Genomic DNA, 12499 nt, shown 5'->3' on the forward strand with positions numbered 1-12499 from the left:
CATTTACGATTGATTCTGAAGTGTGGCATCCAAAGAAATTCATCATCAGACAACGAGTAGACGATATATTTTCATTTTCAACCCAACGCTCTGGCACTTTCCATCCATATTTGTCTTGATAACTTCGACAAATGAATAAAAAAGAGAGATACCAATTCTTCATCGAATACTTCAGTCAGCACAGTCCAGAAGCCGAGACAGAACTTCACTACGAAAATCCCTACCAGCTCATGGTAGCAGTGGCACTCAGCGCACAGTGTACAGACAAACGAGTCAATATGGTGACCCCCGCCATTTTCGAGACTTTTCCCACTGCTGCAGATCTTGCCCAATCCAATTTTGAAGAATTGTTCCCTTATATCCGATCCATTTCCTATCCCAACAACAAGACAAAGCACCTATTAGGAATGGCCAAAATGTTAGTTGAAGATTTTGATTCGGAAGTCCCAGCCGATATCAACGAACTGCAAAAGCTACCGGGTGTAGGTAGAAAAACCGCCAATGTCATCGCTTCGGTCATTTTCAATCAACCTACCATGGCTGTAGACACGCATGTGTTTAGAGTTTCTAAAAGACTGGGATTGGTCACTCAAAATGCCAAAACACCCCTCGAAGTAGAAAAACAATTGGTCAAACACATCCCAAAAGAACACATCCCCAAGGCACATCATTGGTTGATTCTGCATGGACGATATATATGTCTAGCAAGGAAACCCAAATGTGAGGACTGCAGCATCACCCTGATGTGCAGGTATTTTGAAAAACAACAGATTAAAAAATAACATTTTAATGATGCCCTTGGCTCTTTATCTACTGTAGCTTAACTTAGATTGCACAGCCTGACAAGTGAAAAGACATGAAAAAACTGAAACCTATATTTTATGCATTGTACATCACCTACTTTCTTGTCTGTGTCTTTGTCGCTGTTACACATGACTATTTAGTCCTCTACTGGAAATGGGACTTTATAGATACGTGGGTCGGTCTGATGCGTCTCGTTCTGAGACTAGGAGGAATCGGGACCTTGTTATTTGCATCCGCATTGATCATCGAAAGACTTCACATCAATGAACTCAAGAAAAAAATCGCTCAACTAGAAAAAGATTTGACTCGGACTAAGTCAAAATCTAATTGATAACTAGCGATAATCTGCTATAATTGTAAAGTTGAGAATCTCTTCAGCAGCATCTTGAGCATCTCAAATACTGAAGATTAAAACCATGCTAGCAAAAACCTTTGGCAGTGCAGTCTATGGAGTAGATGCACACATCATTACCATTGAAGTCAACGTCAGTACAGGCACCAAGTTCTTTATGGTAGGCCTACCAGACTCTGCAGTCAAAGAAAGTGAACACAGAGTAGAATCTGCGCTCAAACACAACGGCTACCATATGCCGAGACAAAAAGTCATCATCAACCTCGCACCAGCAGACATCAAAAAAGAAGGCTCCGCCTACGACCTACCCATTGCCATAGGTATCCTAGCAGCATCTGGTCAAATGGATGTCCCAACCCTAGATCAATACCTCATCATGGGCGAACTTGCTCTCGATGGCTCACTCAGACCGATCAAAGGGGCACTACCCATAGCTATCGAAGGCAGGAACAAGGGTTTCAAAGGAATCATCTTGCCCAAAGAAAACGCCTCCGAAGCTGCAATAGTCGATAGATTAGAGGTGTTTGGAGTTTCTAGCCTTCAAGAAGCCGTCAATCATTTGATTGGGAAAACCACCATCATTCCACTAGAATACGATACCCGTGATATGTTTCAAACACATATCAATGAATACGAAGCAGATTTTGCCAATGTACAAGGTCAGGAAAACATCAAGCGCTCACTGGAAATCGCAGCAGCAGGTGGACACAACGTAATCATGATTGGCCCTCCGGGCGCTGGCAAAACCATGCTTGCCAAAAGACTGCCATCGATTCTCCCTCCACTCACACTCCAAGAATCATTGGAAACCACCAAAATTCATTCAGTAGCAGGCAATCTCAACTCCAACTCTTCTTTGATTGCCACGCGACCATTCAGGTCTCCGCATCACACAATTAGTGATGTGGCCCTGGTAGGTGGAGGAGGTATTCCACAACCAGGTGAAATCTCGCTCGCCAACAATGGTGTGCTTTTCTTGGATGAACTTCCTGAGTTCAAACGAACCGTTTTGGAGGTAATGAGACAACCATTGGAAGAAAGAAAGGTTACTATCTCAAGAGCAAAAATATCAATAGAGTTTCCAGCAAACTTCATGTTGATCGCCAGCATGAACCCATGTCCCTGTGGCTACTACAATCACCCCGAAAAAGAATGTGTTTGTGCGCCAGGAGTCGTTCAAAAATACTTGAACAAAGTCAGTGGACCCCTTCTTGATCGCATAGATTTGCATGTAGAAGTCACGCCTGTGTCTTTTGATCAACTGACCGAAGATAGAAAAACAGAAAGCTCTGATCAAATAAGAGAACGAGTAATCCAGGCAAGGAAAATTCAATCCGAAAGGTTCAAAAACCATCCTGAGATTTTCAACAACGCCATGATGAATTCGCAAATGGTCAAGTCCATCTGCCAAATCAACCAAGCTGGCAAAGCCCTACTCAAGACCGCCATGGAAAAACTAGGCCTCTCTGCCAGAGCCTACGACCGCATCCTCAAAGTCTCCAGAACCATCGCCGATCTGGCTGGCAAAGAAGACATCCAAATCGAACACCTCGCAGAGGCCATCCAATACCGCAGCCTAGACAGAGACGGCTGGGCTAATTAATCCTCCAATAGTAACCAACCTTAAAAAGCACAAGTTTTGATTCGTCACACTCTATTTTCCCCCAACCATGACACCCAAAGGCAGTTTCGTGAGTCGGTCGGGTGACTATGTTTATAGTAGCGCAAGACACTATGGAGGTAATGGAAGTGGAGCTACTATGAAGGCATTGCAAATGCCATAAAGATGTGGTCGCATTCGGAAATGCGACCGAGCGGATCGAGGCGTGCAATATGCTGCGTATGCTTTTTCTGATCATCTCAAGCGACAAGGAGTCAAGCAGAGCATGAGCAGAAAAGGGAACTGTTGGGACAATGCTGTTGCTGAAGGCTTTTTCAAAATACTCAAGTCTGAAATGGTTAGGCATGTCAATTACCACAGCATACTTCAAGCTAAAACTCAAATATTTGAATTCATTGAAGTTTGGTACAATAGAAAAAGGAAACATGCCTATCTAGGCTATAAAACACCCGATGAATTTGGGAAAGATAATTATTCAAAATGCGCTTAACTATTTGTCCACTTTTTTGTTGCAAGTCCAAGTATCTAAGGCCTAAACACTAAGATCTAACTCATCACTTTGACTCCCTAGCCACATGCTCCTCAAAGTCTGCGCAGACTTGGCCTCAAATCCGTGCAGACTTTACTTCAAATCTGCGCAGACTTTACCTCAAATCCGCGCAGACTTTCTCCCAAACCCGCGCAGATTTTTTCTAGAACCGCGCAGACTTTGTCCCAAACCCGCGCAGACTTTCTCTCAAACCTAGGCAGACTTTCGAACAAACAACAGCAGACTTTCACACAAACGACACTACGTTTTGGAGTAAATCTGCGCGGGTTTTTGGAGACAAGTAAAATGGCCTTTGAAATGGGTATAGGGGTAGTTTGGGATAGTTACTATTCACCACAAGAATGAACCTACTTTTTGGTTCCGTTAGCCTAGATCGCTTGTCACGCTGAGGTTCTCTCCTTGTCACTCTGAGGTTCTCGAAGAGTAGACAAGCAGTACCGAAGCATCAGCACTACCTGCCTATGGTTCGAGTTTATCCACCAAGGCGTGTACCTCACTATGACAGGGGGAGACTAGAGGAAGAGGGTACACAACTGCAGCCCCTATCTTACTTTCCTCTACCCTTTAGTATTTGCTCAGAACTGCGTAATATTAAGCATGCGAAAAATCATCTACCAGCTCGTCTTCATGGCAATCGTGTTTCAGACGCAGGCACAGTCGATTACCAAGTCCCTAGATCAATACATGGCCCAGGTCAAAGGTGGCTCCTACGACCCCATCCCCAGCAAAATATTGAATACCAAAGATGTTGCTTCCTTGCTGACCGAACTGAACCAATACCAGCAGGATACCATCCCGAAGATCAGAGCTAAGGCCTATGCGATTGCCAAGTCTGTTGGTCAACAGAGTAATCAGGCATCCATACGATCGCAAGCAGTGAGTGTGTTGACCCAAGGATTGCAGGACAAAGACAGCGGAATCATCGATGCAGTGATGGAGGGCTTGTCTGGATTTTTGCTAGAGGATTTTGCAGCACGAGACAAAGAGAGGATTGGGCAGTACATAGATACGGCTGCCATTCATCTCGATATGGCACTGAAGCTGGCAGGATGGCTTCAGCTGACCCAATTCAGAATCCCGATCGATCAAATCATCCAATCCGATGCTTCATTTACCGACAAATGGGCGGCTAGACTGGCACTGTGCAGGATGGGTGATCAAGCATCTACGGGCTATTTGTTGCTCAAACTGAGTCGTGCACCTATCGATGATGATTTCGTCTATGATTTTGTGCCAGGCTTGGTGTACACACGCAATCCAGAGATTTTTGCGTATTTGGAAACAATCATTCAAAGCGACCAAGCAAATTGTATGTCTGCCGACCCAGACTCTAGCCAGAAGATACTCTGCGGCTATCGGGTAATGGAGTATATCGCGCCTGTGATTGTAGATTTTCCATTGCCCGTAGATGAATTTGGGGAGTTGATGGTCGCAGATTATGAGCAAGCGCTGCAGGAGGTTCGAGTTTGGCTGGATCAGCATGAAACCTATGAGATCCAAAAGGAAGGATTTTAGCATCGTCCAAATAGTCACATGTTGCGTCGAACCACCCTCTGGTCTTTGCAGAGGTACGACCGGAGAGATTGTGTCTATAGCAGTGCCAAGAATTATTGTGGGAAATGAGTGTAATGAATGTGGATTTACAGTAGTATTACTGGCATTACAAATGGCCAAAAGATTAAGTCGCAATGCAATTGCGACCTAGCGGAATCATTGACCTCACCAACTTGTCTTTGAATGCTGGGTTTGTAGTCACTACTCGAAGCATAAAATTTAATCCTAAAAATAATACCCAAATTGATCTAGGATCAAAAGGGTCTCTGATCAAAAAGGCCATGAAATCTAGTCTAAAGAAAATCAACAAATATGCTGTCAACCCATAGAAGGTAATGTTGGTATAGGATAAAATCAATTGTCAGAGAAACAAAGAAAATCACTCATACTTTTTTATTTCCATTCTCGTTAATAAAACATGCTAAACGAAAATCAAGATTTGCGCGTAAAACTTGTGGATAATTTATCAATTAGGTGATGTCATTCATTTTACTTTTTAAATCCCTTGAAGTAGATTAGCGAAACTGTTATAGAAATAATACCAATACTATGAGCAACGGAGAGAAAACCAGGTATTCGGCTAGCGAATTGCAAGAATTTGAAGAGCTGATCAATGGAAAATTAGAGAAGGCTTGGAACGAGTTGAATTACATCAAACAATCCTTGACCAAAAGCAAAGACTCAGGAACAGACAGTACGTTTGGCAATGTGAAAACACTAGAAGATGGTGCCGATACAGCCGAAAAAGAAAGCTTGAACCAATTGGCAGCTAGACAGCAAAAGTTTATCACCAATTTGGAAAATGCCTTGATTAGAATCAAAAATGGTACATATGGTATCTGCAAAGAAAGTGGCAAACTGATCAGCAAAGAAAGACTCAGAGCTGTGCCGCACACTACATTATCTATTGATTCTAAGCTGAAGCAAAACAGCTAATTTGGACTTTTTGTCAAACCATATTGAGGCGCTGATATTTTGTGCACCAAAGCCTATCGCAGAAAGAGAACTACAGGAGTGTCTTTCTGAGATGTTTGAGGCAGAAATACCCCTCAAGGATATAGAAGAGGCTATCGCCTCCTTGCAGCAAAAGTATGCCTCAGAGCAATACTCCTTTGAGCCTGTAAATAGCGGAGGAGGTTACCAATTCTTGACCAAACCAGCTTACCAAGTCAGCATAGGGATACTACTCAAGCAACAATCCAAAAAGCGTCTGTCCAATTCTGCCCTTGAGACACTTGCCATCATCGCTTACAAACAACCTGTCACCAAAGGCGAACTCGAACAAATCCGTGGAGTCAACTGTGACTACTCTGTGCAAAAACTCTTGGAGAAGGAGTTGATAGAAATCAAAGGAAAATCTGAGGCCGTCGGTCGCCCTATCATCTATGGCACGAGTCAAAACTTCACAGACTACTTCGGTATCAACAGCATCAGCGAACTCCCAACCCTCAAAGATTTCGAACAACGAGACAACGAAATCGGAGATACGCAGGAATAGTGTTGAGAAGCTGGCATTGTGATGCTCCATCCTCACTTTGGTCTATCATGACTAAAAACCTGTTGACTGTTGACTGTCAACCGTGAACTATATTGTCTAGCTTTGTAGGATAAATTCTGATCATGGAAAGAAAACAGCGACTTCAAAAAACTACTACTCCCAAAAAGCTTTCGATTGATTTTCCCGTAAGGATCAACAAATACATCTCCAATGCAGGTATTTGCTCACGCCGTGATGCAGACAAGCTTATTCAGGAGGGAAAGATTCAGATCAACGGCAAAGTAGCAACCGAACTAGGTCAGAAAGTCGAACAAAACGATGAAGTCAGATACAATGGCAAGGTCATCAGTCCTCAGAACTACGTCTATGTATTGCTCAACAAACCAAAGGATTTCATTAGTACGATGGAAGATCCTGAGGATAGAAAAACCGTCATGGACATTGTGAAAGGTGCTTGTGATGAGAGAATTTACCCTGTTGGCAGATTGGATAGAAATACCACAGGTTTGCTGCTATTGACCAATGATGGCCAGCTGTCTCAAAAACTGACTCATCCATCCTATAAAATCAAGAAAATCTACCACGTTGAGTTAGACAAACCACTGACTGCTAATCACTTAGAAGATATTGCTGCAGGATTCAGTTTGGATGATGGTCCTGTCACGGTAAGCGAAATAGCCATCCTAGATGAGACCAAAAAGAATATAGGCATTCAAATCCACATCGGTAGAAACAGAATCGTAAGACGCATCTTCGAAAACTTTGGCTATGAGGTCGTCAAACTAGACCGCACCATGTATGGCTCCTTGACCAAAAAAGATTTGCCAAGAGGCAAATGGAGATTTTTGACGGACAAGGAACTCAACTTGCTCAAAAACATGAGTTGATTGAGCGCCAAACGCTTTAAGTGAAGTACTATGTGTATTGTTTAAAGCGCTTGGCATAAAGTGCATTGCCTTATTTCAAGACGGCAAGAATCGTTTTACCACCCTTGGTTTTCTGCTCTAGCTCCACCTTGATCTCTGCGTCCAATGGCAAGAAGACATCTAATCTTGAGCCAAACTTGATGAAACCGTATTCCTGTCCTTGAGTCAATTGATCATTTTCTTTGTGGTACCACTTGATACGACGGGCTACTGCACCAGCAATCTGACGCACGAGGACTTCCACCCCAGCAGGGTTTTGGACGACCATCGTGGTTCGTTCGTTTTCTGTGCTGGACTTAGGATGCCATGCGACCAAATATTTACCTGCATGGTATTTAAAATACTTGACCAATCCGCCGACTGGGGTTCTGCACACGTGGACATTGAGTGGCGACATAAATATCGAAATCTGCTTGCGCTCAGCATGGAAGTATTCATCTTCCATTGTATTCTCGATCACGACTACTTTGCCTTCGGCAGGTGCCAAGACGACCTTGTCATCGATCTCGATTGAGATGCTTGGACTCCTAAAAAACTGAAGTATCAATAAGTAAATAACCAAACTGGCAATGAGTACCAGTTGTTGGACGATTGCGAGTCCTGGCAAAAAATAGCTCACCATATAATTGATGGCAAATAGTACTGCGAGAAGTACAAATAGTAATTTTCTTCCTTCTTTGTGTATAGTCATCTCCTTGTCGTAAAAAAGGGTTCTTTTAGAACCCTCCTCTGTATTTATATGTGTTTGAAACCTTGTCTATAGCTACGATATATGCAGCAATTCTCAAAGATACATCGTATTGCTGAGACACTTCATATACGTGATTGAATGATGTTTTCATGATCCTGTCAGATCTTCTGTTCACCCTTTCTCTCGTCCATTTGTATCCCAAACGATTTTGTACCCATTCGAAATAGGATACAGTCACTCCACCCGCATTGGCCAAAATGTCTGGTACAGCCCACACATCGTTTTCTTTCAATATGGCATCTGCCTTGGCAGAGGTTGGACCATTCGCTCCTTCCACGATCAGTTTGGCTTTGATCTTGCCAGCATTGTCTTTGGTGATTACATCTTCCATCGCCGCTGGAATCAAAACATCGACATCCAAGAACAACAACTCATCTCCTGGGATTTTCTCCGCTCCTTTGTATCCTTCGAGGCTATTCTTATTCGCATCACGATAAGCAATCGCCTCGTTGATGTCGATACCATTGTCATTGAAGTATGCTCCCGAAATATCACTGATGGCGACAACTTTGACTCCTCGCTCATTGAGAAGTTTTGCAGCCCAAGAGCCCACATTACCAAATCCTTGAATGGCACATTTGGCATTGAACGGATTAATTTTTCTCTTTTCCATGGCTGACAAAGCAGCAATCATCACGCCTCGACCTGTCGCCTCTGTACGACCTAGCGAACCTCCCAAAACAAGAGGTTTACCAGTCACCACTGCATTGACGGTCATGCCTTGAGACTTAGAATATTCGTCCATCATCCAAGCCATCTCTCTCGGTCCTGTTCCCATATCTGGTGCAGGAATATCCCTATCTGGCCCGAAGATTTCGATCAAAGTCTGTGTGTAGGTACGGGTCAATCGTTCGATTTCTCCTGCCGACATTTCACGAGGATTACATTTGATACCGCCTTTGGCTCCTCCGTAAGGGATATCTACTACGGCGCATTTCCATGTCATCCAAGCAGCCAGTGCTTTGACTTCATCCAGATTCACGCCCATATCGAACCTCACACCGCCCTTGGATGGCCCTAGTATGTTGGAGTGAATCACTCGGTAGCCTTCGAAGACTCGGATTGATCCATCATCCATCGTGACAGGGAGAGAAACAATGACTTGTTTGTAAGGTGATTTTAAAACATTGTAGATTTCGTCTTCTAGGCCGAGGGCTTGGGCAGCCACATTAAACCTAGACATCATAGACTCAAATGGATTTTCTTTATCCTTGATAGGAGCAGGCTCTATATATCCCATTTTTGTGTGTTGTTTGTTGTGAAACAAATGTAATCATTCACCGAATATTCTAGCTCTTTCCGATCCAATATTCAGATCAGTATTTGAGACAGAATTTAAGAAAAATAACAATAAAAGGTACCGACAGCAATAGTCCATCAAATCGATCTAAAAATCCACCGTGACCAGGCAGTTTGCTACCAGAGTCCTTGATCTGCATGCTGCGTTTGAAGAGTGATTCGATCAAATCACCATAGGTGCCGCATACGATCACAATCAATGAAATCACTATCCATTGCCATCTGGCCAAATCGTGGAAATAATGACCGACTCCCACCGCAAATGCCAATGACAAAATCGCTCCTCCTACACTCCCTTCCCAAGATTTTTTGGGTGAGACACGCTCAAATAGTTTTCGTCTCCCAAATTGAATCCCTGCAAAATAGGCTCCTGTATCGCTCGCCCACAAAATAAGGAACAAGCCTATGATGATTTCATAACTGTAGCGACCCAAACTAAATGCAGCCACACTCAACAGCGAAATGGGTAAGGCAACATAAAATATACCGAGAAATGTAAAGGCAATATTGGTAAAAGGCTTTTTCTCATCCTTCTTGTAGAGTTTGATGAAGTAAACTCCAGATGTCAATGGCAAAATGATATAAAACCAATCCAAATCTGCCATGTATCCAGCAGAGGCCAGATAAAACAAAGAGTACACCAAGATACCCATCAGCGTACCATAAGTCCGCAGTGGAATGATGCCATTGGCTTTGATGAGTTTGTAAAACTCCCACTGTGTCATCACACAAGTAAACAGAAACACACCAAAAAAACCCCAACGACTGTAAGCGATCGCAAAGATGACGAAGAATGCTCCGAGTATGCCTGTCACAAGGCGTTTGGCTAAATCAGCGTACTTAATTGAAGTTGATGTCATCTTTTATAATCTTAATTGCTCTGATCACATGATCAGGAGCCACGTGCACTTCAAAATTCCCCAGTTGGTATGCAGTGTCCTTCTTGTTGACCAACACAGGCTGAAGCCCAAAATCTTCTAATACAGCCACTACGATATTGGCGCGGTATTCATTTCTGTCAGAATATACCTTTTGCCAATCACTCATAAGCCAGCCGGTTTTTAAACTGTTTTGCATAAAGCACAAAAAGTCCGATGCCTATAATAGCGAATATGACCACCGTTTCCAAAGGAATCGAATCGGTATTTTCAATATCATAGGATACCCAATTGTTTTGATACAAATATAACATCAGAACCGTCAATCCATTGTTGACAAAATGACCCAGCATAGCATAAATCAAATTCCCAGAAAAGTAGTATAAATACCCAAAAAATGCCCCCAACAACATCCTAGGCACGAATCCAAAAAACTGAATATGAAAAGCACTGAAAAATATAGCTGTCAGCCAAATCGCTACATGAGGGTTTTTGGTGATGAACCAAAGATATTTTTGAATCAACCCTCTGAACAACAGTTCCTCTCCAATAGCTGGAACAATCGCAATCGTCACAAATGCTGCTAAAAAATACATAGGGCTGCTAAAGTCCGTGAGGTACTCCGTCAATACCTTCATCGCTTCTTCTTTGTCACTGGCCCATGTATGAAAAGGCTCTGGAAACTGAATATTCATGTTCCACTCAATCACAACACTGTCTACAATGATCAAGCAGATGGTCAACCCTACCGCAATAAAAACGGATGGTATATTGAGTTCATTGAACTTCAAATCGGAGAAAACAGGGCGACCTTCATTTTTATAGATAAATAACAATGGGATGACAATAAAGCTAACCAAGGAGGGCAAAAACTGCACAAACAGCATGTAATTCTTAAATTCCGGTTGGCCTATTGGATTGGACATGTCTGTCATAAACTGCTCAAACTCTAATCCAGAGATCGCAAAAACAATGGCTAAACTGAAAAATTGAAAGATGAACAGTCCTGCGGCGGCATAAGCCACTACCAACAACAATTGCACAAAAGGACTTTTCCCCACAGGGAGTGATTGAGACATAGGGATAAATTACAAATGGTAAGTAAACTAGCTGATCCATAAGATTCTACAAACAGATGCAAAACTAATCTCACAGATTCGAATTAACTTTGTAGCAAAAATGTTCTGATAATTCGAATAATCAAAAAGTATTATTCCGAGGTTCGGTAGATAACAACAAGAAGTCAAAATGGTCAAAATCGCGGATATAGAGGTAGGAGAGTTTCCATTGTTGCTGGCACCTATGGAGGACGTGAGTGATCCGCCCTTTCGTGCGGTGTGCAAAGAAAATGGTGCTGATTTGATGTACACAGAGTTCATCTCATCGGAGGGACTCATCAGAGATGCAGCCAAGAGTTTGCAAAAACTGGATATATACGACTATGAGCGACCTATAGGGATTCAGATATTTGGAGACAAAATCGAGTCTATGCGAGAGGCGGCTGCCATAGCAGAGGAGGCCAATCCAGAGTTGATCGACATCAACTACGGCTGCCCAGTCAAAAAAGTCGCTTGCAAAGGAGCAGGAGCCGGTATTCTTTTGGACATCCCAAAAATGGAAAGAATGACCGCTGAGATCGTGAAGCGCGTCAACAAACCCGTCACGGTCAAAACTCGTCTGGGTTGGGATCACGATACGATCAAAATCCTAGAAGTCGCCAAAAGATTGCAAGATGTAGGCATCCAAGCATTGACCATCCACGGACGCACTCGCCAGCAGATGTACAAGGGTGAAGCAGATTGGTCATACATCGAGGAGGTAAAAAACCATCCAGACATTCATATTCCGATCTTTGGCAATGGAGACATAGACTCTCCCGAAAAAGCCAAAGAATACAAGGATACCTATGGTGTAGATGGCATCATGATAGGGAGAGCGGCGATAGGCTATCCTTGGATATTCAACGAGATCAAACACTATTTGGCAACTGGAGAGAAACTAGCTCCTCCTACATTCCAACAGCGCTTAGCAGCAGTCAGGTCTCACCTGAAATTCTCAGTGGAATGGAAAGAAGGAAACAAAGGAATCTTCGAAATGCGCCGACACTACACCAACTACTTCCGTGGGATACCAGGAATCAAGCCTTACAGAGCTCGTTTAGTCGAAACACCCACCTATGAAGAAACGCTGGCTGTACTAGACGAGTTGGAAAACGTGTTCGGTGACATGGAAATGGCTGAGCATTGAAACTGCATGCAGCTATAGT

Annotated in this window: 14 protein-coding genes; 9 read left to right on the forward strand and 5 right to left on the reverse strand. The window is 43.1% G+C overall.

Annotated elements, in window-relative coordinates; all coding sequences use genetic code 11:
• Nucleotides 1–131: 131 nt before the first annotated feature.
• From nth to N6H18_RS05925, 8 genes are all read left to right on the forward strand, one after another.
• Nucleotides 132–782, forward strand: a complete 651-nt coding sequence (nth, locus tag N6H18_RS05895; protein WP_262310912.1) for an endonuclease III — start codon at nucleotides 132–134, stop codon at nucleotides 780–782.
• 74 nt (nucleotides 783–856) lie between these two features.
• A complete protein-coding gene (locus N6H18_RS05900; RefSeq protein WP_262310913.1) occupies nucleotides 857–1135 on the forward strand; it encodes a hypothetical protein in 279 nt (92 codons plus the stop codon).
• An 85-nt stretch (nucleotides 1136–1220) separates the two neighbouring features.
• Nucleotides 1221–2759, forward strand: coding sequence for a YifB family Mg chelatase-like AAA ATPase (locus N6H18_RS05905; RefSeq protein WP_262310914.1), 1539 nt, complete (start codon nucleotides 1221–1223; stop codon nucleotides 2757–2759).
• Nucleotides 2760–2982: 223 nt separating this feature from the next.
• On the forward strand, nucleotides 2983–3267 hold the full coding sequence (locus tag N6H18_RS18790) for an IS3 family transposase (protein WP_407692836.1): 285 nt from the start codon (nucleotides 2983–2985) through the stop codon (nucleotides 3265–3267).
• A gap of 657 nt (nucleotides 3268–3924) precedes the next feature.
• A complete protein-coding gene (locus N6H18_RS05910; RefSeq protein ID WP_262310915.1) occupies nucleotides 3925–4842 on the forward strand; it encodes a hypothetical protein in 918 nt (305 codons plus the stop codon).
• Between the two features lie 588 nt (nucleotides 4843–5430).
• On the forward strand, nucleotides 5431–5817 hold the full coding sequence (locus N6H18_RS05915) for a TraR/DksA family transcriptional regulator (RefSeq protein WP_262310916.1): 387 nt from the start codon (nucleotides 5431–5433) through the stop codon (nucleotides 5815–5817).
• Nucleotide 5818: 1 nt separating this feature from the next.
• Nucleotides 5819–6379, forward strand: a complete 561-nt coding sequence (gene scpB / locus N6H18_RS05920; RefSeq protein WP_262310917.1) for an SMC-Scp complex subunit ScpB — start codon at nucleotides 5819–5821, stop codon at nucleotides 6377–6379.
• Nucleotides 6380–6501: 122 nt separating this feature from the next.
• Nucleotides 6502–7266, forward strand: a complete 765-nt coding sequence (locus N6H18_RS05925) for a pseudouridine synthase (RefSeq protein ID WP_262310918.1) — start codon at nucleotides 6502–6504, stop codon at nucleotides 7264–7266.
• 70 nt (nucleotides 7267–7336) lie between these two features.
• Here the strand turns inward: N6H18_RS05925 and N6H18_RS05930 are convergent, their stop codons facing one another.
• The 5 genes from N6H18_RS05930 to N6H18_RS05950 form a co-directional block, all read right to left on the reverse strand.
• A complete protein-coding gene (locus N6H18_RS05930) occupies nucleotides 7337–7996 on the reverse strand; it encodes a phosphatidylserine decarboxylase family protein (protein ID WP_262310919.1) in 660 nt (219 codons plus the stop codon).
• 25 nt (nucleotides 7997–8021) lie between these two features.
• Entirely contained in the window at nucleotides 8022–9296 is a 1275-nt protein-coding gene (locus N6H18_RS05935; RefSeq protein ID WP_262310920.1) for a Glu/Leu/Phe/Val family dehydrogenase, read from the reverse strand.
• 76 nt (nucleotides 9297–9372) lie between these two features.
• Complete coding sequence (locus N6H18_RS05940) at nucleotides 9373–10215, reverse strand: phosphatidate cytidylyltransferase (RefSeq protein WP_262310921.1); 843 nt, start codon at nucleotides 10213–10215, stop codon at nucleotides 9373–9375.
• A complete protein-coding gene (locus N6H18_RS05945; RefSeq protein ID WP_262310922.1) occupies nucleotides 10196–10402 on the reverse strand; it encodes a putative signal transducing protein in 207 nt (68 codons plus the stop codon). The genes N6H18_RS05940 and N6H18_RS05945 overlap by 20 nt, the downstream gene beginning before the upstream one ends.
• Nucleotides 10395–11312, reverse strand: coding sequence for a CPBP family intramembrane glutamic endopeptidase (locus tag N6H18_RS05950; RefSeq protein ID WP_262310923.1), 918 nt, complete (start codon nucleotides 11310–11312; stop codon nucleotides 10395–10397). Before N6H18_RS05950 ends, N6H18_RS05945 begins: the two co-directional genes overlap by 8 nt.
• Before the next feature lie 169 nt (nucleotides 11313–11481).
• On the opposite strand from N6H18_RS05950, the gene dusB reads away from it, so the two are divergent.
• The gene (gene dusB / locus N6H18_RS05955) at nucleotides 11482–12480 is read left to right on the forward strand and encodes a tRNA dihydrouridine synthase DusB (RefSeq protein ID WP_262310924.1); all 999 of its coding nucleotides are present in this window, start codon (nucleotides 11482–11484) and stop codon (nucleotides 12478–12480) included.
• Nucleotides 12481–12499: the final 19 nt, after the last annotated feature.

Source organism: Reichenbachiella agarivorans, from assembly GCF_025502585.1.
GTDB lineage: Bacteria > Bacteroidota > Bacteroidia > Cytophagales > Cyclobacteriaceae > Reichenbachiella > Reichenbachiella agarivorans.